This window comes from Bradyrhizobium icense (assembly GCF_001693385.1).
Classification (GTDB): domain Bacteria; phylum Pseudomonadota; class Alphaproteobacteria; order Rhizobiales; family Xanthobacteraceae; genus Bradyrhizobium; species Bradyrhizobium icense.
In genome coordinates, this window is the sequence record NZ_CP016428.1 from 7887976 (window position 1) to 7911724 (window position 23749).

A 23749-nucleotide genomic window follows, 5' to 3' on the forward strand; every position below is an offset into this window, starting at 1 on the left:
GCACGCCTGTCCCGCGCGTCACGCAGTATAATCGTCGCATCGGCCGTGGTAAGGTACACGTCTGGTTCGGACGCAATTTTCGAAAACTGTAGTTCCGTTTTTCGAAGAAGATTGTGCCCGGCGAAACTAGCGACGGGTGGTGCCGATGTTCGAAGGCTGGGATGCGGTCGTATTGGCCCGGGCGCAGTTTGCTTTCACGATGTCGTTCCACATCATATTTCCCGCCTTCTCGATCGGACTCGCCAGCTATCTCGCCGTGCTCGAAGCGCTGTGGCTCGCGACCGGGCGGGAGGTCTACATCAACCTGTTCAACTACTGGCTGAAGATCTTCGCCGTCGCTTTCGCGATGGGCGTGGTGTCGGGCATCGTGATGTCCTACCAGTTCGGCACCAACTGGTCGGCCTTTTCCGACAAGACCGGCCCGGTGATCGGCCCGCTGATGGCCTACGAGGTGCTCACCGCATTCTTCCTCGAGGCGGGTTTCCTCGGTGTGATGCTGTTCGGCCTGAATCGCGTCGGCCCAAAACTGCATTTTCTGGCGACGCTGATGGTCGCGATCGGGACGCTGATTTCGGCGTTCTGGATCCTGTCGGCCAATTCCTGGATGCAGACGCCGACCGGGCACACCGTCAATGAGGCCGGACAGTTCATCGCCGCCGACTGGCTCAAGGTGATCTTCAATCCGTCGTTTCCCTATCGCCTCGTGCACATGGTGCTGGCGGCGTATCTGACCACGGCGCTGGTGGTCGGCGCGGTCGGTGCCTGGCACCTGTTGCGCGACCGGCACCTCGCCGGTCCGCGCGTGATGTTTTCGATGGCGATGTGGATGGCGACGCTGGTGGCGCCGATCCAGATCATCGCCGGCGATCAGCACGGCCTCAACACGCTGGAGCACCAGCCGGTGAAGATCATGGCGATGGAAGGTCATTTCCACAGCCACAAGGATGGCGCACCTTTGATCCTGTTCGGCCTGCCCAACCAGAGCGCCGGCAGGGTCGACTACGCGGTCGAAGTGCCTAAGCTCGGTTCGCTGATTCTAAAACACTCGACGGATGCGCCGATGGCCGGCCTCGACACGATTCCGCGCGAAAACTGGCCGCCCGTGGCGATCACGTTCTGGTCGTTCCGGATCATGGTCGGCATGGGATTGCTCATGCTGGCGCTTGGCCTGTTCAGCCTGTTGATGCGTGTGCAGGGCAAGCTCTACGATTCCCGGCTGTTGCACATGTTCGCGGTCGCAATGGCCCCCGCGGGCTTCATCGCCGTGCTCGCGGGCTGGATCACCACCGAAGTCGGCCGACAGCCGTTCACGGTCTATGGATTGCTGCGCACGGCTGAATCCGCCTCGCCGTTGGCGGCGCCCGCGGTCGCCTCCTCGCTGGTCGCCTTCATCATCGTCTATTTCGCGGTGTTTGCGGCCGGCGTGATCTACCTGCTGCGCCTGATGGCGGCGCCGCCGCATCCGGGCGAAGAGGGACCGTCGCAGCACGAGGCGCCGATCCGCACCGCGGGCATCACGCCGGCTGCCCAGGGGGCCGGCTCATGAACGTCGCGGTCGATCTCGCCACCGTCTGGGCCTTCATCATCGCTTTTGCCGTGTTCGTCTATGTCGTGATGGACGGCTTCGATCTCGGCCTCGGCATTCTGTTTCCGCTGTTTCCGGAGAAGCGCGACCGCGACATCATCATGAACAGCGTCGCCCCGGTGTGGGACGGCAACGAAACCTGGCTGGTGCTCGGCGGCGGCGGCCTGATGGCGGCCTTCCCGCTGGCCTATGCGGTGCTGATGCCGGCGCTCTACACGCCGATGATCGCGATGCTGCTCGGCCTGGTATTCCGCGGCGTCGCCTTCGAATTCCGCTGGCGGACGACCAAGGCGCGAAACAGGTGGGACATCGCCTTTTTCGGCGGTTCGTTGCTGGCAACATTGGCGCAAGGCATTGCGCTCGGCGCTATCCTGCAAGGCGTGCATGTCGAAGGCCGGAGTTATGCCGGTGGCTGGTGGGACTGGCTGACGCCGTTCAGCATTCTAACCGGCATCTCGCTCGTGATCGGTTACTCGCTGCTCGGCGCGACATGGCTGGTCATGAAAACCGAAGGCGAATTGCGTGACCGCGCCTATCACCTGAGCTGGATATTTTTGCTCGCGATGCTGGGCGCGATCGGCGCTGTCAGTATCGCGACGCCGTTCCTGCACGTGCAGTACACGCAGCGCTGGTTTGCCTGGCCGAACGTCCTCCTGACCGCGCAGGTGCCGATCTCGGTGGCCGCCATCACCGCGCTCTTGCTGCGCAGCCTCGCCAACAAATACGATTATCAGCCGTTCTTTCTGGCGCTGGCGTTGTTCGCCCTGTCCTATGCCGGCCTCGGCATCAGCATGTATCCCTATATCGTGCCGCAGAGCATCACGATCTGGCAGGCGGCGGCGCCGGAAAACAGCCAGCTCTTCATGCTGGTCGGCGTCGCCGGGCTGATCCCGCTGATCCTCGGCTATACCGCCTGGGCCTATTGGGTGTTCCGCGGCAAGGTCAAACCCGAGAGTGGATACCATTGAAGCCCAACGAGCCGGCCCCTCGTCCTCTCATGCAGCGCTTGCTGTGGTTTGCCGCGCTCTGGCTCGGCGGCGTCGGCACCGTCGCGCTGATTTCGTTTTGCCTGCGGCTGTGGATCGCGCCGAAATGAGGCAGGCGGGATATCCCATGAATTTGGTGGATGGCGAAAATGGACGACATTTCAGTCACGTATCCGCCGCATTCGCCCTAAACTTGCCATCAAGCTGGCCCTGAGATTTGATGGTTCCGCTGATTTGCCAAAGCGCCAATCATTTTGGCCGCCGCGCCAACAAGGAGAATTTCCGCGATGAAAAAATTTCGGCACCTGATCTGGATGTTGATCGCCGCGGGCGGTCTGGTCCTTTCGGCCTCGCAGAGCCAGGCGCAGATGCGGCAGCCCGACGTCGGCGACCAGCCCGGCCTGCTTCCCGATGAATCCGTCGAACTCGATCCGCAGTTCAGGAAGACCGCGGTGCTCTATCGCACCAACGAACCGCCGGGCACCATCATCATCTCGACGCAGGATCGCCATCTCTATCTGGTGCAGGGCAATGGCCGCGCGTTGCGTTACGGAATCGGCGTCGGCCGCGAAGGATTTCAATGGCAGGGGCTTGTGAACATCACCCGCAAGGCGGAGTGGCCGGACTGGACGCCGCCGCCGGAGATGATCGCGCGCCAGCCCTATCTGCCGCGTTTCATGGCTGGCGGCCCCGGCAACCCGCTCGGTGCGCGTGCGATGTATCTCGGCACCACCGTCTACCGCATCCACGGCACCAACCGGCCCGACACCATCGGCACCGCCGTCTCTTCCGGCTGCTTCCGGCTGGTCAATGCCGACGTCGCGGATCTCTATGAGCGCGTGCCCGTCGGCACCAAGGTGATTATCCGGCAGAAGCCCGCACTGTAATTGCGACGCGGCCGCTCTGGCCGATCCGTTCCCCCCGACATTAGCGAGTTCAAAAAAATGCTACGGACATTTCGAGGCGGCCTCCTGATTGGGCTGGCGGTCGCAATCGCGATTGCGGCTGGCGCGATCACCTATGAGCGTTACGACACCAAGACGCTGAAGCGGACCATCCGCCGCGGCGAAGTGCTGTGCGGCGTCAACAAGGGCCTGCCCGGCTTCTCGATTCCCGACAACAAGGGCGACTGGACCGGCTTCGACGTCGATTTCTGTCGCGCAGTGGCCGCGGCGATCTTTGATGATCCCAAGAAGGCGAAATTCGTAGCCCTCGATGCCAACGAACGCTTCAAGGAGCTGCAGAGCCGCAAGGTCGACATCCTCTCCCGCAACACGACCTGGAGCATGTCCCGCGAGAGCAACTACGCCCTCTATTTCCCGGCGGTCGCCTATTATGACGGCCAGGGCTTCATGCTGCCGCGCTCGCGCAACATCGATTCCGCGCTGGACCTCAACAACAGCAAGGTTTGCGTGCAGGAAGGGACGACGACGGTGCTCAATGCCGCCGACCATTTCCGCGCCAACAACATGAAATATACCGAGGTCAAGTTTCCCAAGCTGGAAGACGTGCTCAAGGCCTATGAGGGCGGCAAGTGTGACACGTTCACCGCCGACGTCTCTCAGCTCTATGCGCTTCGCTTGAACCTGATCCAGCCGAGCGATCATGTCATCCTGCCCGACGTGATTTCCAAGGAGCCGCTGGCGCCCGTGGTGCGCCAGCGCGACGACGACTGGATGATGCTCGTGAAGTGGACGCTGTATGCGATGATCAACGCCGAGGAACTCGGCATCACCTCGAAGAACATCGACGAAGCGCTGAAGTCGAAGAAGCCCGACGTGATGCGGCTGGTCGGCACCGAAGGCAGTTATGGCGAGGACCTCGGCCTGCCCAAGGACTGGGCCGCCCGCATCATCCGCCACGTCGGCAATTACGGCGAAGTCTACGAGCGCAATGTCGGCGAAGGATCGAAGCTGAAGATCCCGCGCGGCCTGAATTCGCTGTGGAGCAACGGCGGGATTCAGTACGCTCCGCCGATCAGATAAGACGCAACGCAGTCGCCACACAATGACTTGTCATCACCCGCGAAGGCGGGTGATCCAGTACGCCGCGGCCCCATTACTTAAACACTAACGTCTCTGGAATACTGGGTCGCCCGGTCAAGCCGGGCGATGACGGTAGAGTGCGGGGCACGCGCCCCGAATAACAATCAATACCCCTTCGTCCGCGCCAACTGGTCGGCGTGGTAGTTGCTGTCGCCGAACAGTTCCTGGCATACGCGCGCGCGCTTCATGAAGAAGCCGATGTCGAACTGGTCGGTCATGCCCATGCCGCCGTGCATCTGCACGCCCTCTTGCACCGCCAGCGTCGCCGTCGTTCCGGCGCGCGCCTTTGCTACTGCCACGGCGGCACCGGCGCGATCGAAATCGCCGTCCAGCGTCTGCAGCGCCTTCAGCACGGCCGCACGCGTGATCTCGATGTCGATATAGAGCTGGGCCGCGCGGTGCTGCAGCGCCTGGAATTCGCCGATCAGTTTACCGAACTGCTTGCGCTCTTTCAGGTAGGTGACGGTGCGGCCAAACACCTCCTCGCTCAGTCCCACCATCTCGGAGGCGACCGCGCCGCGGCCGATATTGAGCACGCCTTCCAGCAGCGCGCCGCCCTGGTCGACCTCGCCGAGCACCTGATCGGCATTGACCTCGACATTGCTGAACTCGATCCGCGCGGCGTTATGCGCATCGACCATGATGGTGCGTTCGGTGGCGAGGCCCTTGGCTTTGGGATCGACCAGGAACAGCGTGAGCCCGTGGCGTTCGCCGGCCGAGCCGCCGGTGCGTGCCGCGACGATCAGGAGATCGGCCGTGTGGCCGTCGACCACCAGCGCCTTGGCGCCGTTCAGCTTGAAGCCGTTGCCGGAGCGCACCGCCTGCAAACTGATCTGTAGCGGCCGATGTTTTGCGCCTTCATCGATCGCGAGCGCCGCCAGCAGCGATCCGTCGGCGATCTTCGGTAGATGCGCCGACTTCTGCGCTTCGCTGCCGCCACGCGCGAGCGCGGACGCGGCCAGCACCGCGGTCGAAAGAAATGGCGACGGCATCAAAGTGCGGCCGATTTCTTCCATCACGACACCGGCCTCGACGCAGCCGAGCCCGCTGCCGCCGAAACTTTCCGGCACCAGCAGGCCGGAGAAGCCCATCTCGGCGAATGCCTTCCAGAGGTCGCGGGAAAATCCCGTTGCGTCCTTGCTGTCGCGCAGGTGACGCAGATGCGACACCGGTGCCTTGTCGCTGATGAGGCCGCGCGCGCTGTCGCGCAGCATGGATTGTTCTTCGGTGAGGACGAGGGGCATTGGGGTGCTTTCGGTTCAGATATGCATCAGGTTATTTCGTCGTCCCTGCGAAAGCAGGGACCCATACGCCGCGGCTTCTCGAGTATGAATGGGGCTAGCGTCACAATACTCAAACAACGGTGGTGGTTATGGGTCCCTGCTTTCGCAGGGACGACGTGGGGAGGTTTTCGCGCCTACGCCCCCGGCAGATCGAGGATGCGCTTGGCGACGATGCCGAGCATCACCTCGCTGGTGCCGCCTTCGATCGAATTGGCCTTGGTGCGCAGCCAGGCGCGCGGACGGGCGCCGCCTCTGGAGCGCTCGCTTTCCCATTCCAGCGCGTCGATGCCGCCGGCCGACATCAGGATTTCGTGGCGGCGCTTGTTGAGCTCGGTGCCGTAATATTTCATCGCCGAGGAGAACGCCGGGTGCGACTGGCCGGCCTTCGCCAGATCGATCGCGCGTTCGGCGGCTGCCGCCAGCGCCGCCTCGTCGACCTCAAACGTCGAGATCTGGCTGCGCAGCATCGTATCTTCCAACCGGCCCCGCTCGTCGGTGCCGACCGAATCCGCGGCGACCTGGCCGAGCGGCCGGCCGACACCGCGCTCGCCCATGCCCGAAATCATCGCGCGCTCATGCTGCAGCAGGTATTTCGCGACATCCCAGCCACGATTGACCTGGCCCACCACTTGCGATTTCGGCACCCGCACATTGTCGAAAAAGGTTTCGCAGAACGGCGAATAGCCGGAGATCAGAAGAATGGGCTTGGTCGACACGCCCTTCGAGGCCATGTCGAACAGGATGAAGCTGATGCCGTCATGCTTCTTCGCCGCAGGATCGGTGCGCACCAGGCAGAAGATCCAGTCGGCATAGTTCGCATACGACGTCCAGATCTTCTGGCCGTTGATGATGTAATCGTCGCCGTCGCTTTCGGCGCGGGTTTGCAAGGAGGCAAGGTCTGAGCCGGCGTTCGGCTCGGAATAGCCCTGGCACCAGCGGATCAGGCCGGCGGCAATCTTCGGAAGATGCTCTTTCTTCTGCGCCTCGGTGCCGTATTTCAGCAGCGCCGGCCCGAGCATCCAGATGCCAAAACTCGACAGCGGCGAGCGCGCACCCATCGCCGCCATCTCCTCGCGCAGCACCTTGTGCTCCGCGGGCGAAAGTCCACCGCCGCCATATTCCTTCGGCCAGTCCGGCACGGTCCAGCCCCTGTCGCGCATCCGCTCGAACCAGACGCGCTGCGGCTCGGAGGAGAATTTTGCGTTACGGCCGCCCCAATAGGTGTCGTTCTCCGAGGTCATCGGACGGCGCATCTCCGGCGGGCAATTGGCCTCGAGCCAGGCGCGGGTTTCACGGCGGAATGTTTCCAGATCGGACATATCAGGCATTTCCATGTGGGAATGTTTGGAAGCGACCTTAGCCCTCGCGTTGCGGAATTCAATATATGTCTGACGTCAGCCCATGCCGTTCTGGCGGTGGTCACGATGCCCGATCGGGTGTATGCGCAAGACGATAACGATTGAAAAACAAGAGGAAACGGGCATGCGGCTGAAGTTGCTTTCGCCTGGCGAAATGAGCGCCGAGCAAAAAGAAACCTACGACGAAGCCATCGCCGGCAAGCGCGGCGCCCCTCCGGCGCCGATGATGGCCTGGCTCAACAGCCCGGAGATGGCGCGGCACGCGACGCGGCTCGGCGAGCAACTGCGGTTCAACACGATGTTTCCCGCAAAGCTTTCGGAGATTGCCATTCTCGTTACGGCGCGGCACTGGACCTCGCATTACGAATGGTACGCGCACAAGCGCCTGGCGCTGAAAGGCGGCATGGACCCGAAGATCATCGAGGACATCAGAGACCGCCGCACGCCAACGTTCGACGATCCCAAGGGGCAGATGATCTACGACCTCGCCAAATCGCTGCATGACGGCAAGGGCGTGTCAAAAGCGCTGTATGACGAGGCGGTGAAGGTGCTCACCGAACGCGGGATTGTCGAAGTGATCGGGCTGTGCGGCTACTACACGATGGTCTCGATGACGCTGAACACGTTCGAGTTCGGATTGCCGGAGGGGGAGGTATCCGATCTTGTGTGATGAAGATCGGCGCCTACGTGTCCTGGACGCGGTGCAGCGCACGAGCCTGCCGAATGGAGGACAGCATGCCTCAATCCCCACCCATCATCGCCGGCACCCGCATCGGGCATGTCCATCTCAAGGTCGCCGATCTCGACCGAGCGCTCGGCTTCTATTGCGGCGTGCTCGGCTTCGAGGTCATGCAGCGGATGGGTTCTGGTGCCGCGTTCATTTCGGCCGGCGGCTATCATCATCACATCGGTCTCAACACCTGGGAAAGCAAAGGCGGCCATCCGCCGCCGCCAGGCACCACGGGACTATTCCACACCGCCATCCTCTATCCCACGCGCGCGGCCCTGGCAGATGCGCTGTATCGCGTGATCCAGGCCGGCATCGAGCTCGATGGCGCCAGCGACCACGGCGTCAGCGAGGCGCTCTATTTGCGCGATCCCGACCAGAACGGCGTTGAACTCTATCGCGACCGGCCGAGGGAAGAATGGCCCCGCGCGCCCGACGGCTCGCTCGCGATGTTCACCAGGAGGCTGGATCTGGAGGATCTTTTGCGCCAGCGGGAGGCGTAAGCCTCCGCCGTCATTGCGAGCGAAGCCAAGCAATCCATCTCTCCACTTGCGGTACCATCGATTGCTTCGTCGCTACGCTCCTCGCAATGACGAGGTTCTACCGCGGATCATGATCAGCACCGCCGCCGTCAGCTCGACTCCGATACAGCCATAGAACGGCAGCGCGTAACTGCCGGACAGATCGCGCAGCAGTCCGACCACGCCGGGACCGAAGGCATAGGTGATCTGGTTGATCGCCGTGATCAAACTGACCAGCACGCCGAACGAACGCGGATCGAATTCGCGCTGCACGATCAGCGCCGGCAGCGTGATCAGGTTGCCGACGGAAAAGCCGAACAGCGCGCAGGCTGCGATCAGCACGTAATCATTATGTACATTGATGACGATGAGCAGCGCCACCGCCTGGCTGACAAAGGAGAGCGAGGACGCCAGCCGCTGGTTCATCCGGTCGATCACGAAGGAAAACAGCACCCGGCCGACCACCGCCATCGCCGTCAACAGCGCCACCGCGATCGCCGCGCGCTGCCGGCCGATCACCGAATCCAGAAATGCGATCAGGTGGACGATGAAGCCGACCTGCGCGAACAGCACCAGCGCGAACGCCGATGACACCGAGAGAAAACCGATATCGCGAAACGCGCGTGCGCGAATTTGCGTCGGCGACGGCGCGTCCGCGGCGTCGACCGCGCCCGCGCTCAAGTGGAGCGGCGGCCGTTTGACGAAGAGCAGGATCACCGGAACCATCACCGCGACCATCACCACAGCCGAGGCGGTCATCGCGCCGGAAAAACCAAAATAGCCGATCGCGGTCACCAGCAGCGGCACGCCCGCGATGCCGCCAAAACTTGCGCCGTTCAGCGCCAGGCTGATCGCCATGCCGCGCTTGTTGTCGAACCAGAGGCCCAGCGTATTGGTGATGATGCCGAGGCTGGTTCCCGCCCAGCCGAACGCCAGCACGGCATTCGCAAGGTAAAGCTGCCAGGGTTCGCGCACCTGACCGATCGAGATCGCCGCAGCAGCCATCGCGAACGTCCCGGCGATCAGGCAGTTACGCGGACCGAACGCCTTGATCGCTTCGCTGACGAACGCGACCAGCGCCGCACCGAACAGATAGAAGAACGTGGTGCCGGCGGAGATCAGCGACGCCGGCCAGCCGTGCAGCCGCTGTAGCTCGGCGACGTAGACGCTTTGGCCGTAGAAGCCGAGCCCCCAGCCGAAAGTTGCCAGCAGGAAGCAGACGACGACGATGCGCCAGCCGTCATAGCGGATAGAGGTCTCGTCGATCGGAGTGTAATTAGAGGCGTCCAACGTCTTTCTTCTTATGTTGTTCTCTCGCCGTCATGGCCGGGCTTGTCCCGGCCATCCACGTCTTTGTCTCCGGCAGCAAGGAAGACGTGGATGCCCGGGACAAGCCCGGGCATGACAATGAGTTAACAGATCGAACCGCCCATTGCTTCGGTCCAGACCGAACTGTCAGCAGGTGGCAACTAGGTCGGCTTCGACGGATCGTAGAAAAACCGCTCGCGAAACACCCGGTCGCCGCGCCATTCCTGCAGCGCGACTTCGTCGAACCGGCCGGTCTTGCCGGAATGATAGGTAAACTCGAACACCCAGTGGATCGCGACATGGTCGCCCTCGACGATCGAGGTCACGCAGGTCGAGGTCACGCTCTTCACCCGTTCCAGCACCGCCCGCTCATGCGCCACCAGCACGTCGCGGCCGACCCGCGGCGCTGCGGCGTTCTCCTGCATGCTGGCGTCCTCGGTGTAGAAGCGCTCGATGGCGCCAGCATGATCGCCGGAAACGACGGCAGCGATGAATTCATCGAGACGAGCGCGCGACGGCATAAAGCCCTCCAGGCCATCAAATTGAGACTTAGATACTCGGATCCGGAATTTTCTCGACCGCCTGCATTTTCGCGCGGCGCTTGGCAAAAGACGCAAACGACAGCACTGCAAGGCCGAGCAGCACCGGCGGAAACACCACCATGTTTACCATCGACCAGCCGTAATGCGCCAGCAACTGGCCGGACGAGAACGAACCTAGCGCCATCATCCCGAAGATCAGGAAATCGTTGAACGCCTGCACCTTGTTGCGCTCCTGCGGCCGATGCGTTTCCAGCACCAGCGCGGAGGCGCCGATGAAGGCAAAATTCCAGCCGACGCCGAGCACGATCAGCGTCGCCCAGAAATGCAACGCAGTGATGCCGGCAAGACCGATTCCCGCTGCGGCAGCTTCCAGCAGCAGACCGACCGCTACGATGGTGGGCGCGCCGAAACGCGCGATCAGCGTGCCCGTGAAGAAGCTCGGGCCGTACATCGCCACGATGTGCCATTGAATGCCGAAATTGGAATCGCTGACCGTGAGCCCGCACATCTTCATGGCGAGCGGCGCCGAAGTCATGACGAGATTCATCATGGGATACGCAATCACGCCGCACAGCGCCGCGGCAATGAAGCGCGGTTGCCGTGCGATCTCGAACAGCGGCCGGCCGCCGTGCATATCCGACGGTGCGGGCTTCGGCGCGTCGACGCCCCACAGCACCGCCGTCGCCACCAGCGCGACGAACGCCTGCACCACGAAGCTGAACGCAAACAGATAGGGCGGCCAGATATCCATGGTCCATTGCACGAGCTGAGGACCGAGCACGCCGGCAAAGACGCCGCCGGCCATCACCCAGGACACGGCTTTCGGCCGGAACGCGACGCTGGCGCCGTCAGCGGCGGCAAAACGATAGGACTGCGCCACAGCGCCGTAGAGGCCGCCGAGGAAAGTCGCGAAGCAGAACAGCCAGAATGACGCATAGAGAACGGCGACGGCCGCGAGCGCGCCGGTGAGGATGCCGCAGAAGGTGCCGATGATGAACGCGACACGACGGCCATAGGCGCGCGAGATCGCGCCCGTCGGCAGCGTGCCGGCGGCGAGCCCCAGCACGTACATCGATAGCGGCACGGTAGCGAGCGAGATATCGGGCGCCAGCGTCGCGCCGACGATCGAGCCGGTCGCGAAAATCACCGCCGAATTGGCCCCGGTCAGCGCCTGCGCCGCAGCGAGCCGCAGCACGTTGGCGCGCGCGCGTGCGTCGTTGGCGATCTCTTGGGTGGCTGTCGTATCCAGCATCGGCATTCCCGCCCGGCAGGCCCCGGGCCGGGAGCCTCGTTGATTGATTCCGCGGCACTATGAAGACGCGGGGCGGTGCAATCAACCGACGCAAACGGGCGCGCGCTATGCGGCGATGTCACCCTTTGTGGATGGCGCGAAGGCCACAATCATGTTGTTGGCCGGCATTGGCACGGTTTCGACCAATGAAAGGCCGACGCTCCCAGCCAATGTACTGAGTTCTCCGATGTCGCGCACTCCCCATTCGGCATCCTGCTCGCGCAGGCTGGTGTCGAACACGGCGTTGCTCATCGCGGTGTGCTTGCCGTCGCGCTTGAATGGGCCATAGAGAAACAGTCGCCCGTCATCACGGAGATGACGCGCCGCGCCGGCGAACAGCCCTTCGGCGACGGGCCAGGGCGCGATGTGGATCACGTTGGCGCAGAACACCGCGAGCAGCTTGCCCGGCCCGCTACCGCTTTGCATCGCCGGACACCAGGCGGGATCGGTGAGATCGATCCGCAGCACTGGGCGAATGTTCGGCAAGCCGGCATGCACGCGCCACGCTTCGATGCTCTTGAGATGACGTTCATGGAGATCGCTCGGCCACCAGATGATGTCGGGAGCATTCTTGGCGAAATGCAGCACATGCTGGCCGGTGCCGCTGCCGGCCTCCAGCACGTCGCCGGATTTGCCGGCGAGAAATTTCTGCAGCACCGCCCAGATCGGTTCGTGGTTGCGGTGGAATGCCGCCGCGTCGAGCCGGCCGTCGGGCTCGACCGGCCGGCCATCCTTGCCGAATTCCATCGCATATTCGGGCATTCCAGCCTCGTCTGAAAATCGTTGCAGGTCTGAAACGCTGGAAGCGTCACTTCAGTTCGCCGCAATAGATCTCTTTGAGCACCTGCAGGAGGCGCAATGCGCGTGGATCGGCAACCCGATAATGCAGCGTCTGCGACGTGCGCCGGAATTCCACCAGGCCGTCGGCGCGCAATTTCGCCAGATGCTGCGACAATGCCGACTGGCTCAGCTTCACGACGCCGACGAGTTCGCCGACCGTCATCTCGCCGCGGGCGGCGAGAAAGCAGAGGATCAGCAGGCGCTTTTCATTGCCGAGCATTTTCAGGAGCTGCGCGGCATCGCCGGCCTGCTTCGCCAACTTCTTCAGTGCTGCCGCATCCTCGGCGCGGGGGGCAAATTGCGTCTCGTGGGCTACCGCCGCGACTGCTGTCATAGCATCCTATCCGGTATCGTTCTTCCGTGCTTGCGAGCACAGATATCATCCTAGCGCGCCAGCTATTATTTAGCATTGACTAAATTAGCAAATATGGATACCGATTGAAAAAAGCAAGAAATAATGCGGCGATGTGGCCGCGAGGGGAAGAAAACGTGCGGCCTGACCCGTTGCGCAGCAAAGCTGTTCTCTCTGATCCCGCCACCCCGGATAGCCCGATGGGCCGCCGCAGTTTCCTCGGCCTCGGCGCAGTCCTGACCGGCAGCCTCGCCCTTGGCGGCAAGCCGGCCATAGCCAACCCCGCGCAGGAATCGCCTCCCGCAGACGCGCCCTGGTCGCAATCGATCGGCGCCGGCGTGGTCGACCGACCCTACGGCCGTCCCGCCGATACCGAGGCCTCCGTCATCCGCCGCAACGTGCCCTGGTTGACCGCGAGTGCGGAATCGTCGGTGAGCTTTTCCCCGCTGCAGGACCTGCACGGCATCATCACGCCGAACGGACTGTTCTTCGAACGCCACCATGCGGGGCGGCCGGACGTCGATCCGGCCCAGCACAAGCTGATGATCCACGGGCTGGTCGAGCGGCCGCTGCTTCTCACCATGAAGGACATCATGCGCTTCCCGTCGGTGTCGCGCATTCATTTCATCGAATGCCCGGCCAATGGCGGCATGAACTGGCGCGCCGCGCAGATGAATTCGCTGCAATTCAGCCACGGCATGGTCAGTTGCGCGGAATGGACCGGGGTCAGGCTGTCGACGCTGCTGGAGGAAACCGGCATCAAAAAGCAGGCGAAGTGGGCGATGGTCGAAGGCGCCGACGGCGCGCACATGAACCGCAGCCTGCCGCTTGACAAATGCCTCGACGATTGCCTCGTGGTCTACGCGCAAAACGGCGAGGCGCTGCGGCCCGAACAGGGTTATCCGCTGCGACTCGTGGTGCCGGGCTGGGAAGGCAACGTCAACATCAAGTGGTTGCGCCGGATCAAGCTCGGCGAAAAGCCGTGGCATTCCCGCGAAGAGACCTCGAAATACACCGACTTGATGCCGGATGGCACCTCGCGCGGCTTTACCTGGCTGATCGACGCCAAATCGGTCGTCACCTTTCCCTGCCCCGAGAAGCCGCTCGATGGGCCCGGCCTCTATGAAATCCGGGGACTGGCCTGGACCGGCAACGGCAGGGTCAAGCGCGTCGATGTCTCCGTGGACGGCGGCGTCAACTGGCAGACCGCGCGGCTGCACGAGCCGGTGCTGTCGAAAGCGCTGACCAGATTTTCGCTGCCCTGGCGCTGGGACGGCCGGCCAGCACTGGTCGCTTCCCGCGTTATCGACGAGACCGGTTACGTGCAGCCGACAATTGCGCAACTGCGCGCACAGCGCGGCTCGAACTCGGTCTACCACAACAACTCGATCCAGACCTGGCAGGTCAAACCCGACGGAAGCGTCTTCAATGTACAGCTCGCGTAAGATTTGCCTGCCGATCGCTGCCATCCTGCTTGCCTTCGCCGGAAGCCTCGCCGGCGCGACCGAACCGGGCTCGTTCGGCTACGGCAGCGTGGCGACGCCGGCGCAGATCGCCGGTTGGGACATCGACGTGCGCGGCGAGGACGGAACGGGCCTGCCGCCCGGCAAGGGCACAGTCGACAGGGGCGCGGAGGTTTATGCCGAACAATGCGCTGCGTGCCATGGAACCTTCGGCGAAGGCGAAGGCCGCTACCCCAAGCTGGCGGGTGGCGTCGGCTCACTCCGGGACGAGCGCCCGGAGCCGACGGTCGGCAGCTACTGGCCATTCGCCCCGACCCTGTGGGACTATATTAACCGCGCCATGCCGATGCAGGCGCCGCACACATTGTCAGCGGATGAAGTTTATGCTTTGACCGCCTATATTCTGAACCTGAACGATCTCGTTCCAAATGAATTCGTTGCCGATCGCGATAGTTTGCCGAAAGTCAAAATGCGCAATCGCGACAATTTCGTCTGGACCGACCCGCGACCCGATACGATGGCAAAACCCTGCATGAACGATTGCGTCAACGCCGCCGATGTCAGGATATCGTCGACGGCCGAGGGCAGGAATCTGACGCCGCGCACGACCGGGCCGCTCGACACGATGCAACCGAAATAGCAATTACGGAAACGCCTGTGACCGATCATTCCCCGACGAAATCCGTGTTAAGGCTCCCGGCTTTCGCCCTGGCGCTGTCGATCGGCGCTTTCGTATCTACCGGCACCGCGCAAGCGCAGTCCGCGGTGGATGAAGGCCGCAAGCTGGCCTTCGACCGCAGCAAGGGCAATTGCCTGACCTGTCATGTCATCAATGGTGGTAACCTTCCCGGCACGATCGGGCCCGAGCTGGTCGATATCAAGAGCAAATACCCCAAGCGCGAGGATCTCGTCGCCATTCTGCATGACGAGACCTTGCGCAATCCGCTAACCGTGATGCCTCCGTTCGGACGCAACCGGATCCTGACCGAAAAGGAAATCAGCGCGGTCGTGGATTTCCTGCAGACGCTGTGACGCAAGACGAGAGATTAAGCCTGTGACGTGCCTGCGCACGCTTTAGGAGATTTTCGATGACCAAGATTGATGTTGGATTTTCGGCCACGCGGCGGCTGATCCTGCAGGGGGCAGGCGCGGTCGCACTCATCGGCCTCGGCAATCTTCCCTTCCTGACGCCGGCGCTCGCCGCGGCCAACGACAAATATCCGGAAGAGGCATTCAAGCAGAAGAGCGACGCCGACGTCATCAAGACGCTCTACGGCAAGACCGCTGAGCCCTCGGACAAAGTGAAGATGGACGCGCCTGAAATAGCCGAGAACGGCGCCGTGGTGCCGGTTTCGGTCTCTACGACGCTTGCCGACGTAACCTCGATCGCATTTCTCGTCAGCGAGAATCCGAACGTGCTGATCGCAAAGTACAACGTTCCGGCCGGGACGCTGCCGAACGTCGCCAACCGTATCAAGATGGCCAAGACCAGTAACGTGACCGTGCTGGTGGAAGCCGGCGGCAAGCTCTACAGCGCCTCCAAGGAAGTCAAGGTAACCGTCGGCGGCTGCGGCGGTTAAGGCATCGAGGGAGAACTCACATGGCATCGACCATTCGCGTGCGCGCCACTTCGAGCGGCGAGACCACCGAGGTGCAGGTGCTGATCCAGCACCCGATGGATTCCGGCTTCGTTAAGAACGCCAAGGGCGAGACCATTCCGCCGCACTTCATCCAGCAGCTCACCTTCGAGCATGACGGCAAGAAGGTGTTCACGGCCGATTGGGGCGGCGGTGTCTCCAAGGATCCTTACGTCAAGTTCGCGTTCAAGGGCGCCAAGAAGGGTGACGAACTGAAAATAAGCTGGGTCGACACCAAGGGCGCGACCGACACCACCACGGCGAAGATCCAATGAAGCTGCGATCCGCAATATTTCTGGCATCCGCAGCCGTCGCGCTTGCCGCGCTGACGCTGGCGGGCGCCCTGCCCTCGGACGCCGCCGACAAGATCGATCCTGTCGCCGACGCCAAGGCGTTCCAGAAGTTCTTCAGAGACAAATTTCCCAAGGTAAAGTTCGAGGACTTCGTCAACGGCCCCTATTCGATGAACGAGGACCTGTACCGGCAGTGGCAGGAGAAGGAGCAATTCCCGCCCTACGAGTTCTCGCTCGAAATGGGCAAGGAGATGTTCTCCAAGCCGTTCAAGAACGGCAAGACCTATGCCGATTGCTTCCCGAACGGAGGCATCGGCATTCGCCAGAACTATCCCTACTTCGACGAGAAGGAAGGCAAGGTCATCACGCTCGAACTGGCCTTGAACCGCTGCCGCGAGGCCAATGGGGAACCGCCCTACTCCTATGTGAAGGACGAAATGGCGGCTTTAACTGCCTATATGGCCTTCACCTCGCGCGGCAAGCCGATGGACATCAAGATTCCGAACGATCCGCGCGCGCTCGCGGCGTACGAAAACGGCAAGGAATATTTCTACACGCGGCGCGGCCAGCTCAACTTCTCCTGCGCCACCTGCCATGTGCAGAGCCCGGGCGAGCGCATCCGCGCCGAAATCCTCGCGCCCGCGCTCGGCATCGTCAACGCGATGCCGATCTACCGCTCGGAATGGAGCGGCATGGGCACCACCAGCCGCCGCTTCACCACCTGCAACAGCCAGATCCGCGCGGTGCCGCTCAGCCCGCAGGACGACGAATATCGCAACGTCGAATATTACCTCTCCTACGTCAGCAACGGACTGCCGATTTCAGGTCCGGGAGCGCGGCCATGAGGAACTTGATGCAGAAATCCGCATTGGTTCTGGCGCTCCTTGCCGCGGGCGCTGTGCCTGCGCTCGCCGCGGGCTCCGAGGATGACTTCAAGGCGGCCTACGCCGCGGCCGAAGCCGCCAACAAGGAGGCCGGCAAGCTACGCAACCAATGGACCACCACGGCGAACACGCTGGCGGCGGCAAAGAAGGCGGCGGATACGGGCGATTTCGACAAAGCCACCGCATCGGCCAAGGAAGCCGAGGCGCTCGCCAAGGCTTCGATCTTCCAGGCCACCAGCGAGAAGACCCGCTGGAAGGATTTGGAAATACGCTAGAGCATGATCGCGACCCGGAGGGCCACGTTAGTGCAAAGTGGATACCGGTTTTCCCTCACGACGCGGAACGCATTTGCGCGGAGATCATGCTCAAACAATGGATGAGATCGTGATCCGATTGCTATATCGTATCGCGATCTAGTTACGACGCGCGGAGACCCGCATGACCATCCGCCGCCGCGATTTTCTAACGCTAGCGGGCGCTGCCACCTTGTCCGGCAGCCTGCCACGGCTGGCGCGCGGCGCCGACAATGGCGGCGTTTACGATCTCGAGCGCTTCGGCAACGCCCGCATCCTGCATATCACCGATACGCACGCGCAGCTCCGGCCAGTGTTCTTCCGCGAGCCGAGCGTCAATCTCGGCGTCGGACCGATGCAGGGCAACCCGCCGCACCTGGTCGGACGCGCCTTCCTCGACCGTTTCGGCATCCGGCCCGACAGCGCCGACGCCTATGCCTTTACCTTTATCGAGTTCGAAAAGGCCGCCGGGCGGTTCGGCAAGCTCGGTGGTTTCGCGCATCTGAAAACGCTCATCGATCGCATGCGCAGCGAAGCCGGCTCCGGACGTTCCCTGCTGCTCGACGGAGGCGATCTCTGGCAGGGCACCGGCCTCGCCAATACCATGCTGGGCGCCGACATGGTCGAGTCCGCCAACCTGCTTGGCATCGAGGCAATGACCGGCCATTGGGAATTCACCTATGGCGAGAAGACGCTCCGCGCCAACCTCGAACGCTTCAAGGGCGAATTCCTGGCGCAGAATGTCTACCTAACCGAGGAAGCCGCCTTCAACGACGCCAAAGCGTTCGACCCGGCATCGGGCCGCGTGTTCAAGCCGTCCATCATCAAGGAGATCGGCGCGTATCGCGTCGCCGTGATCGGGCAGGCCTTCCCCTATGTGCCGATCGCGCATCCCAAGCGCTTCACGCCGGACTGGAAATTCGGAATCCGCGACGAGGAGCTGCAGAAGCTCGTCGATACGCATCGCAACAACGACAAGGTCGACGCCGTCATTCTGCTGTCGCACAACGGCATGGATGTCGATCTCAAGCTCGCCAGCCGCGTCACCGGCATCGACGTCATTCTCGGTGGCCATACTCATGACGCCGTGCCGCAGCCGATTGCCGTGACCAACGCGAGCGGCACCACGCTCGTCACCAACGCGGGCTCGAACGGAAAATTTCTGGCGGTGCTCGACCTCGACATCGGCAAGGGCAAAGTCAAGGATGCGCGTTACCGGCTGCTGCCGGTGTTTTCCGAATTGCTAAAACCCGATCCGGCGATGCAGGCGCTGATCGACAAGACCCGCGAGCCGCATGCGGCGACGTTCGACGAGAAGATCGCATCTGCCGACCGCCTGCTCTATCGCCGCGGCAATTTCAGCGGCAGCATGGATCAACTGATCTGCGACGCGTTGCTCGGCGAATTGAACGCGGAGATCGCGCTGTCGCCGGGTTTTCGCTGGGGCACCACCGCGCTGGCGGGCCAGCCGCTGACGATGGAGGACGTGATGGCGCAAACCGCCGTCACCTATCCGGAAACCTATATCCAGACCATGACCGGCAGCCAGATCAAGGACGTGCTGGAAGACATCTGCGACAATCTTTTCAACACCGATCCCTACTACCAGCAGGGCGGCGACATGGTCCGTATCGGCGGGCTCGCCTACACCTGCACGCCGGCCGAAACCGTGGGCAAGCGGATTTCCGAGCTCAAGCTCGACAATGGCCGCGCGCTGCAAGCCGGCAAGAGATACAAGGTGGCAGGCTGGGCTTCGGTCAACGAGCAGACCGGCGCGCCGGTCTGGGATGTGGTCGCCAGGCATCTGAGGTCGGGTAAGCCGCCCAACCGCTCGCCGCCGGGCGTGACGCTCAAAGGCGTTGAAGGCAATCCGGGCATTGCGGGACAGGCATGACGGGCTTTTCGACCATGCTTCGCGTGACGGCCACGGCGCTTCTGATCGCAGCCGCCGCGTCTGGCGTCCGCGCCCAACAGGCGCCGCTGCAGGACAAGCCGTTCGCCGAGCACAAGATCGTGCTGCAGCTCTCCGACAACGATCCGCGCAAGCAGGGCCTCGTGCTCAGCGTCGCCAGCAACCTGATGAAGCACTACGACCCTGACAAGGTCGCGATCGAGGTCGTCGCGTTCGGTCCCGGCATCGATCTGCTGCGCCCGGAAAATCCCAACCGCAAGATGGTCGAGAGCCTGGTCGCGCAAGGCGCGCGTTTCGACATCTGCCTCAACACCCTCGATACACTCGAACGCGAGGCCGGCAAACGGCCGGAGTTCATCGCCGCGGCCACGCCGGTTCAGGTCGGCGTCGCGCAGATCCTGTTTTTGACGGAGAACGGGTATACGCTGGTCCGGCCATGATGTGGTAAGGTCGAGAAGCAACATAGGGCGGCATCGATCATGATCTTTCGTCAGCTCTTCGACAGCGTTTCGGGCACCTACAGCTACCTGCTGGCGAGCCGCGCCGGCGGCGAGGCGCTGATCCTCGATCCCGTGCTGGAGAAGGCCGACCGCTATTGCCAGCTCCTGCGCGAACTCGATCTGCGGCTGGTGAAGGCGGTCGATACCCATCTGCACGCCGACCACGTTACGGGCCTCGGCGAACTGCGCGACCGCACCCAGTGCATCACCATCATGGGCGAGCAGAGCAAGGCCGACGTGGTGTCGATGCGGGTTTCCGACGGCGACAAGGTGACGATCGAGGGGTTGAGCCTGGATGTCATGTACACACCCGGCCACACCGACGATTCCTATAGTTATTTGATGGGCGATCGCGTCTTCACCGGCGACACGTTGTTGATCCGCGGCACCGGCCGCACCGATTTCCAGAACGGCTCTTCGCGCGCACAGTACGAATCGATCTTCAACCGGCTTTTGAAACTGCCCGACGAAACGCTGGTGTTTCCCGCCCACGACTACAAGGGCGACACTGTTTCCACCATCGGCGAGGAGAAGCGCTACAATCCGCGGCTGCAGGTACGCAATGTCGACGAATACATCGAACTGATGGCGAACCTGAAGCTGCCGAACCCGAAGATGATGGACGTCGCCGTGCCCGCCAACATGCATGTCGGCCTGCATCAGGAGGAGCTTGCCAAGCAGGGGCTTGCGCTATCGGCTCGCGATGCGATTGCGAGCCTTGGCCGGCCGGACATTCTGCTGGTGGATCTGCGCGAGACCGGCGAGCGCGCCAAGCACGGCACGATCTCGGGCGCACTGCATGCGCCGTATCCTGCCATCGCCGAGAGCCTCAAGCCCGGCGGCATGCTGCGCGAAGTCGCCGCCGCCACCGGCCGCCGCGTGGTGTTCTTCTGCGCCTTCGGCGAACGCTCGGCAATGGCGGTGGCCGCGGCCAAAAATGCGGGGCTAGCCAACACCGCGCACATCGAAGGCGGGCTGGACGCATGGAAGAAGGTGGGTGGGCCAGTGGTTCAAGGGTAGCATATCGATGGGCGCCGTCGTCCCTGCGCAGGGACCCATACGCCGCGGCGCCGATGATAGAAGGCAGTGGCCGACACCTTGCTTAAATTACAGCGTCCTGTGGTTATGGGCCCCTGCGTTCGCAGGGACGACGCGTGCTTGCGGCCCTACCGCCCGACCCGCTTCAACTCCGCCGCCAGCGCATCGAGCGCATCCGCCAGCATTACGCCGCCGCACTCGGTTAGGCGTTCCGGAATCACGATGCGCTTTTCCGGCGGGTAGAAGCGCTCCAGCGCCGGATGGACCAGAAACGCCTGGCCGTCATCGCGCGCATAATTGCCGGCGTTCGAAACCACGATGAAGTCGGGTTTCAAATTCACAATCGCCTCCAGCGAGGCAAACCCGCCGAAGGCAAAGCCGAGATCGCCAGCCGCGCTGCGTAGCCCGGTTTCGGCCAGCAATGAGCCGACAAAACTGTCGCTGCCCGCCACCCAGCCACGCCGCGACAGCGGCAGCACGCGATAGTGCCGCTCCGCAACCGCACGGCGGGCGCGCGCCAGCGCAGCATCGAGCCGCGCGATTTCCGCCGCCGCGCGATCGGGATGCCCTGTAATATCGCCGGCTTCCCGGATCTGCTGGCGCGCCTCATCGAGGGTTCGCGGCACGGCGAGTTCGGCGAGACGAAGCCCCTTGGCCTTCAACAGCTCCCGTGTCGAGCGCTTGTCGAATGCGCTGGCGACGACGATGTCGGGTCGGATGAGCAACACGTCCTCGGCTCCGCCCGACAGAACCGGATAGCGGCTGATGTCGCCCGCCTGGATTTGCCAGCCGTCGCGCGAGAACCGGCTCAACCCCAGAATCTGCTCGGGGTCGGCGAGCGTCAGCAGCAATTGATCGGTGCAGACATTCATCGACACCAACCGCGGCAGATTGGCGGCAAACGCGGTGGCGCCCGGGGACACCAGGGTCATCATCGCGGCCAGAAATGCCAGGCTCCGTCGCATCAGACATCCGCCCATGGCACGATCACGGCCTCGCGCTGGTATTCCGCGCGGTAAGCCGCGACCCTGAACACGTCCGCCATCACCTGTTCGGACAGCGCCTCCGCCGGCGTACCCTGCGACACTAGGCGCCCTTCGCGCAGCACCAGCACATGGTCGGCAAACCGCGCAGCGAGGCCTAAATCGTGCGTCACCACGATGACCAGCACGCCCTTGTCGGCGGTGGCGCGCAAATTCTGCATGACGTCGATCTGGTGCCGCGGGTCGAGCGAGGCGGTCGGCTCATCGGCCAGAATGATCGGCGCCTCCACCGCCAGCGCACGCGCCAGCGCGACGCGGCTGCGCTCGCCGCCGGACAGTTCGGTCACGCGACGGTCGCTGAACTCCATCACGTCGACCGCCTGCATCGCCCGCAGCACGGCCTCGGCGTCCTTCGGCGACAGCCGCGCCGGATCGGTCGCGCCATGCGGGTAGCGGCCGAGCGCCACGATATCGCGCGCCGGCAGCGGCCAATGCACGAGATGCCCCTGCGGCAGATAACCGAAGCGCTTGGCGCGCTCGCGCAACGGCAGCGAAGCCAGCGCGTCGCCACCGACCGCGATCTCGCCCTCGGACGGGATCAATCCCGCCAGCGCCCGCAACAACGTCGTCTTGCCGGCGCCGTTCGGGCCGACCAGCGCCACCAGATGTCCCGCCGACAGCGCCAGCGAAACGTCCTTCAGCACGACGCGGCCGGCGAGTCGCACGCCGAGTCTCCTTGCGGTCAGAAGCAGTGCCTCGCTCATGCAACGCCTCCGCCGAGCGCACGGCGCTCGCGCATGATGAGATAGAGGAAGAATGGCACGCCGATGATCGAGGTCAGCACACCGACCTTGATGTCCGAGGTCGAGGGAATGATGCGCACCGCGATATCGGCCGCCAGCAATAGCGCCGAGCCCGCGAGCGCGCTCGGCACCAATAGCCGCCCGGGATCGTGGCCGATCAGGGGCCGCATCAGATGCGGCGCGACCAGGCCGATGAATCCGATGGTGCCGGTGACCGCGACCGCACCGCCGACGCCGAGCGCGACGCCCGAAATCACGAACAGCCGCAAACGTCCGACATCGACGCCCAGGCTCTGCGCGGTTTCCTCGCCGAGGCTGAGCGCGCGAAAGGCATGGCGCTGGCTGAACAGCATGATCGCGCCGGCAACGATGAATGGAAACGCCAGCATGACGTGCTGAAAGCTGCGGTCCTCCAGCGAGCCCAATAGCCAGAACGCGATCTCCAGCACCACGAACGGATTGCTGGAGAGGTTCATCACCAGCGCGGTGGCGGCGCCCGCAAAGCTCGAGATCGCGAGACCCGACAGGATGAGAATCAGCAACCCCGCATTGCGCCCGGCGATCGAGAGCAGCACGAACACCGAACCGAACGCCGCAACGATCGCTGCGACCGGCAGCGCATAGGAACGCACATCGGCCAGCCCGAGCGCGATCACCAGCACCGCGCCGAATGCGGCCGATTGCGGCGCGCCGAACAGCGAGGGCGAGGCCAGCGGATTACGCAGCAAACCCTGCAGCGCCGCGCCCGACAGCCCGAGGATGGCACCGATCGCCAGCGCCAGAAGCGTGCGCGGCAGGCGGATTTCCCGCACGATCACCTGCGCCACCTCGCCGCCGCCGCCGAACAGCGCTTCCGCCACGGCAAGCGGCGACAGCCGCACCGGCCCTATGCCGAGCGAGATCAGCATCAGGAGCACAACGAGGGCGGCAAGCGCCGCGGTCGCGCCGATCCGGCGGCGCGCGGCGCCCTCATTGGTCAGGGCTACGGCTTCAACACTCATCGATCGTCCTAAAGCAGGTTTACCCGCCCCGGTACAGGCGGCGGGCAAGGGACCTCAGGCAGTGCTCATGCGGCAAAAATAGCGCACTCGTCCAGTGAGGATCG

General features: G+C 63.4%; 27 protein-coding genes. 17 read left to right on the forward strand and 10 right to left on the reverse strand.

The window, feature by feature from the left end; all coding sequences use genetic code 11:
- Positions 1 to 145 precede the first annotated feature (145 nt).
- From LMTR13_RS36580 to LMTR13_RS36595, 5 genes are all read left to right on the forward strand, one after another.
- On the forward strand, positions 146 to 1546 hold the full coding sequence (locus tag LMTR13_RS36580; protein ID WP_065731976.1) for a cytochrome ubiquinol oxidase subunit I: 1401 nt from the start codon (positions 146 to 148) through the stop codon (positions 1544 to 1546).
- A complete protein-coding gene (cydB, locus tag LMTR13_RS36585) occupies positions 1543 to 2553 on the forward strand; it encodes a cytochrome d ubiquinol oxidase subunit II (protein WP_065731977.1) in 1011 nt (336 codons plus the stop codon). The genes LMTR13_RS36580 and cydB overlap by 4 nt, the downstream gene beginning before the upstream one ends.
- 29 nt (positions 2554 to 2582) lie before the next feature.
- Positions 2583 to 2681, forward strand: coding sequence for a DUF2474 domain-containing protein (locus tag LMTR13_RS41455; protein WP_197427214.1), 99 nt, complete (start codon positions 2583 to 2585; stop codon positions 2679 to 2681).
- Between the two features lie 177 nt (positions 2682 to 2858).
- Positions 2859 to 3458: a L,D-transpeptidase gene (locus tag LMTR13_RS36590; protein ID WP_065731978.1), complete on the forward strand. Its 600-nt coding sequence runs from the start codon at positions 2859 to 2861 to the stop codon at positions 3456 to 3458.
- Between the two features lie 57 nt (positions 3459 to 3515).
- Positions 3516 to 4556, forward strand: a complete 1041-nt coding sequence (locus LMTR13_RS36595) for an amino acid ABC transporter substrate-binding protein (protein WP_065731979.1) — start codon at positions 3516 to 3518, stop codon at positions 4554 to 4556.
- 164 nt (positions 4557 to 4720) lie between these two features.
- Here LMTR13_RS36595 and LMTR13_RS36600 read toward each other — a convergent pair whose 3' ends face one another.
- Both LMTR13_RS36600 and LMTR13_RS36605 read right to left on the reverse strand, forming a co-directional pair.
- Entirely contained in the window at positions 4721 to 5860 is a 1140-nt protein-coding gene (locus tag LMTR13_RS36600) for an acyl-CoA dehydrogenase family protein (protein ID WP_065731980.1), read from the reverse strand.
- 173 nt (positions 5861 to 6033) lie between these two features.
- Positions 6034 to 7218, reverse strand: coding sequence for an acyl-CoA dehydrogenase family protein (locus LMTR13_RS36605; RefSeq protein ID WP_065733270.1), 1185 nt, complete (start codon positions 7216 to 7218; stop codon positions 6034 to 6036).
- 163 nt (positions 7219 to 7381) lie between these two features.
- On the opposite strand from LMTR13_RS36605, the gene LMTR13_RS36610 reads away from it, so the two are divergent.
- Positions 7382 to 7927: a carboxymuconolactone decarboxylase family protein gene (locus LMTR13_RS36610; protein WP_065733271.1), complete on the forward strand. Its 546-nt coding sequence runs from the start codon at positions 7382 to 7384 to the stop codon at positions 7925 to 7927.
- Positions 7928 to 7992: 65 nt separating this feature from the next.
- A complete protein-coding gene (locus LMTR13_RS36615) occupies positions 7993 to 8487 on the forward strand; it encodes a VOC family protein (RefSeq protein ID WP_065733272.1) in 495 nt (164 codons plus the stop codon).
- Positions 8488 to 8559: 72 nt separating this feature from the next.
- Here LMTR13_RS36615 and LMTR13_RS36620 read toward each other — a convergent pair whose 3' ends face one another.
- From LMTR13_RS36620 to LMTR13_RS36640, 5 genes are all read right to left on the reverse strand, one after another.
- A complete protein-coding gene (locus tag LMTR13_RS36620; protein WP_065731981.1) occupies positions 8560 to 9795 on the reverse strand; it encodes an MFS transporter in 1236 nt (411 codons plus the stop codon).
- A 179-nt stretch (positions 9796 to 9974) separates the two neighbouring features.
- Positions 9975 to 10334, reverse strand: a complete 360-nt coding sequence (locus LMTR13_RS36625) for a nuclear transport factor 2 family protein (RefSeq protein WP_065731982.1) — start codon at positions 10332 to 10334, stop codon at positions 9975 to 9977.
- Positions 10335 to 10362: 28 nt separating this feature from the next.
- A complete protein-coding gene (locus LMTR13_RS36630; RefSeq protein WP_065731983.1) occupies positions 10363 to 11607 on the reverse strand; it encodes an MFS transporter in 1245 nt (414 codons plus the stop codon).
- A 105-nt stretch (positions 11608 to 11712) separates the two neighbouring features.
- On the reverse strand, positions 11713 to 12408 hold the full coding sequence (locus tag LMTR13_RS36635) for a DUF938 domain-containing protein (RefSeq protein ID WP_065731984.1): 696 nt from the start codon (positions 12406 to 12408) through the stop codon (positions 11713 to 11715).
- Positions 12409 to 12454: 46 nt separating this feature from the next.
- Positions 12455 to 12820, reverse strand: a complete 366-nt coding sequence (locus LMTR13_RS36640; protein ID WP_083219372.1) for an ArsR/SmtB family transcription factor — start codon at positions 12818 to 12820, stop codon at positions 12455 to 12457.
- Between the two features lie 218 nt (positions 12821 to 13038).
- Between LMTR13_RS36640 and soxC the strand changes: the two genes are divergently transcribed.
- From soxC to LMTR13_RS36690, 10 genes are all read left to right on the forward strand, one after another.
- Positions 13039 to 14283, forward strand: a complete 1245-nt coding sequence (gene soxC, locus LMTR13_RS36645) for a sulfite dehydrogenase (protein ID WP_083219373.1) — start codon at positions 13039 to 13041, stop codon at positions 14281 to 14283.
- The gene (locus tag LMTR13_RS36650) at positions 14267 to 14941 is read left to right on the forward strand and encodes a c-type cytochrome (RefSeq protein ID WP_083219374.1); all 675 of its coding nucleotides are present in this window, start codon (positions 14267 to 14269) and stop codon (positions 14939 to 14941) included. The genes soxC and LMTR13_RS36650 overlap by 17 nt, the downstream gene beginning before the upstream one ends.
- Positions 14942 to 15009: 68 nt before the next feature.
- Positions 15010 to 15333, forward strand: coding sequence for a sulfur oxidation c-type cytochrome SoxX (gene soxX, locus LMTR13_RS36655; protein ID WP_065733276.1), 324 nt, complete (start codon positions 15010 to 15012; stop codon positions 15331 to 15333).
- A 56-nt stretch (positions 15334 to 15389) separates the two neighbouring features.
- A complete protein-coding gene (soxY, locus tag LMTR13_RS36660) occupies positions 15390 to 15881 on the forward strand; it encodes a thiosulfate oxidation carrier protein SoxY (RefSeq protein WP_065731985.1) in 492 nt (163 codons plus the stop codon).
- Positions 15882 to 15901: 20 nt separating this feature from the next.
- Entirely contained in the window at positions 15902 to 16213 is a 312-nt protein-coding gene (gene soxZ / locus LMTR13_RS36665; RefSeq protein WP_065731986.1) for a thiosulfate oxidation carrier complex protein SoxZ, read from the forward strand.
- Complete coding sequence (soxA, locus tag LMTR13_RS36670; RefSeq protein WP_065731987.1) at positions 16210 to 17076, forward strand: sulfur oxidation c-type cytochrome SoxA; 867 nt, start codon at positions 16210 to 16212, stop codon at positions 17074 to 17076. Before soxZ ends, soxA begins: the two co-directional genes overlap by 4 nt.
- An 8-nt stretch (positions 17077 to 17084) precedes the next feature.
- Positions 17085 to 17390: a hypothetical protein gene (locus LMTR13_RS36675; RefSeq protein WP_065733277.1), complete on the forward strand. Its 306-nt coding sequence runs from the start codon at positions 17085 to 17087 to the stop codon at positions 17388 to 17390.
- 163 nt (positions 17391 to 17553) lie between these two features.
- Positions 17554 to 19302, forward strand: coding sequence for a thiosulfohydrolase SoxB (gene soxB / locus LMTR13_RS36680; RefSeq protein ID WP_065731988.1), 1749 nt, complete (start codon positions 17554 to 17556; stop codon positions 19300 to 19302).
- Between the two features lie 14 nt (positions 19303 to 19316).
- Positions 19317 to 19760, forward strand: a complete 444-nt coding sequence (locus LMTR13_RS36685) for a DsrE family protein (RefSeq protein WP_083219535.1) — start codon at positions 19317 to 19319, stop codon at positions 19758 to 19760.
- 39 nt (positions 19761 to 19799) lie between these two features.
- A complete protein-coding gene (locus tag LMTR13_RS36690; protein WP_065731990.1) occupies positions 19800 to 20840 on the forward strand; it encodes an MBL fold metallo-hydrolase in 1041 nt (346 codons plus the stop codon).
- Positions 20841 to 20986: 146 nt separating this feature from the next.
- Here the strand turns inward: LMTR13_RS36690 and LMTR13_RS36695 are convergent, their stop codons facing one another.
- Genes LMTR13_RS36695 through LMTR13_RS36705 form a run of 3 tightly spaced genes read right to left on the reverse strand, consistent with a single transcriptional unit; the run spans position 20987 to position 23645 of the window.
- The gene (locus LMTR13_RS36695; protein ID WP_236843238.1) at positions 20987 to 21823 is read right to left on the reverse strand and encodes an ABC transporter substrate-binding protein; all 837 of its coding nucleotides are present in this window, start codon (positions 21821 to 21823) and stop codon (positions 20987 to 20989) included.
- Complete coding sequence (locus LMTR13_RS36700) at positions 21823 to 22605, reverse strand: ABC transporter ATP-binding protein (RefSeq protein WP_065731991.1); 783 nt, start codon at positions 22603 to 22605, stop codon at positions 21823 to 21825. Before LMTR13_RS36700 ends, LMTR13_RS36695 begins: the two co-directional genes overlap by 1 nt.
- Complete coding sequence (locus tag LMTR13_RS36705) at positions 22602 to 23645, reverse strand: FecCD family ABC transporter permease (protein ID WP_065731992.1); 1044 nt, start codon at positions 23643 to 23645, stop codon at positions 22602 to 22604. The genes LMTR13_RS36700 and LMTR13_RS36705 overlap by 4 nt, the downstream gene beginning before the upstream one ends.
- Positions 23646 to 23749: the final 104 nt, after the last annotated feature.

Coding starts and splice junctions, on each gene's coding strand:
- LMTR13_RS36580 (WP_065731976.1), top strand. CDS start 146: ATGTTCGAAGGCTGGGATGCGGTCGTATTGGCCCGGGCGCAGTTTGCT.
- cydB (WP_065731977.1), top strand. CDS start 1,543: ATGAACGTCGCGGTCGATCTCGCCACCGTCTGGGCCTTCATCATCGCT.
- LMTR13_RS41455 (WP_197427214.1), top strand. CDS start 2,583: ATGCAGCGCTTGCTGTGGTTTGCCGCGCTCTGGCTCGGCGGCGTCGGC.
- LMTR13_RS36590 (WP_065731978.1), top strand. CDS start 2,859: ATGAAAAAATTTCGGCACCTGATCTGGATGTTGATCGCCGCGGGCGGT.
- LMTR13_RS36595 (WP_065731979.1), top strand. CDS start 3,516: ATGCTACGGACATTTCGAGGCGGCCTCCTGATTGGGCTGGCGGTCGCA.
- LMTR13_RS36600 (WP_065731980.1), bottom strand. CDS start 5,860: ATGCCCCTCGTCCTCACCGAAGAACAATCCATGCTGCGCGACAGCGCG.
- LMTR13_RS36605 (WP_065733270.1), bottom strand. CDS start 7,218: ATGTCCGATCTGGAAACATTCCGCCGTGAAACCCGCGCCTGGCTCGAG.
- LMTR13_RS36610 (WP_065733271.1), top strand. CDS start 7,382: ATGCGGCTGAAGTTGCTTTCGCCTGGCGAAATGAGCGCCGAGCAAAAA.
- LMTR13_RS36615 (WP_065733272.1), top strand. CDS start 7,993: ATGCCTCAATCCCCACCCATCATCGCCGGCACCCGCATCGGGCATGTC.
- LMTR13_RS36625 (WP_065731982.1), bottom strand. CDS start 10,334: ATGCCGTCGCGCGCTCGTCTCGATGAATTCATCGCTGCCGTCGTTTCC.
- LMTR13_RS36630 (WP_065731983.1), bottom strand. CDS start 11,607: ATGCTGGATACGACAGCCACCCAAGAGATCGCCAACGACGCACGCGCG.
- LMTR13_RS36635 (WP_065731984.1), bottom strand. CDS start 12,408: ATGCCCGAATATGCGATGGAATTCGGCAAGGATGGCCGGCCGGTCGAG.
- LMTR13_RS36640 (WP_083219372.1), bottom strand. CDS start 12,820: ATGACAGCAGTCGCGGCGGTAGCCCACGAGACGCAATTTGCCCCCCGC.
- soxC (WP_083219373.1), top strand. CDS start 13,039: ATGGGCCGCCGCAGTTTCCTCGGCCTCGGCGCAGTCCTGACCGGCAGC.
- LMTR13_RS36650 (WP_083219374.1), top strand. CDS start 14,267: ATGTACAGCTCGCGTAAGATTTGCCTGCCGATCGCTGCCATCCTGCTT.
- soxY (WP_065731985.1), top strand. CDS start 15,390: ATGACCAAGATTGATGTTGGATTTTCGGCCACGCGGCGGCTGATCCTG.
- soxZ (WP_065731986.1), top strand. CDS start 15,902: ATGGCATCGACCATTCGCGTGCGCGCCACTTCGAGCGGCGAGACCACC.
- soxA (WP_065731987.1), top strand. CDS start 16,210: ATGAAGCTGCGATCCGCAATATTTCTGGCATCCGCAGCCGTCGCGCTT.
- LMTR13_RS36675 (WP_065733277.1), top strand. CDS start 17,085: ATGCAGAAATCCGCATTGGTTCTGGCGCTCCTTGCCGCGGGCGCTGTG.
- soxB (WP_065731988.1), top strand. CDS start 17,554: ATGACCATCCGCCGCCGCGATTTTCTAACGCTAGCGGGCGCTGCCACC.
- LMTR13_RS36685 (WP_083219535.1), top strand. CDS start 19,317: ATGCTTCGCGTGACGGCCACGGCGCTTCTGATCGCAGCCGCCGCGTCT.
- LMTR13_RS36690 (WP_065731990.1), top strand. CDS start 19,800: ATGATCTTTCGTCAGCTCTTCGACAGCGTTTCGGGCACCTACAGCTAC.
- LMTR13_RS36695 (WP_236843238.1), bottom strand. CDS start 21,823: ATGCGACGGAGCCTGGCATTTCTGGCCGCGATGATGACCCTGGTGTCC.
- LMTR13_RS36700 (WP_065731991.1), bottom strand. CDS start 22,605: ATGAGCGAGGCACTGCTTCTGACCGCAAGGAGACTCGGCGTGCGACTC.
- LMTR13_RS36705 (WP_065731992.1), bottom strand. CDS start 23,645: ATGAGTGTTGAAGCCGTAGCCCTGACCAATGAGGGCGCCGCGCGCCGC.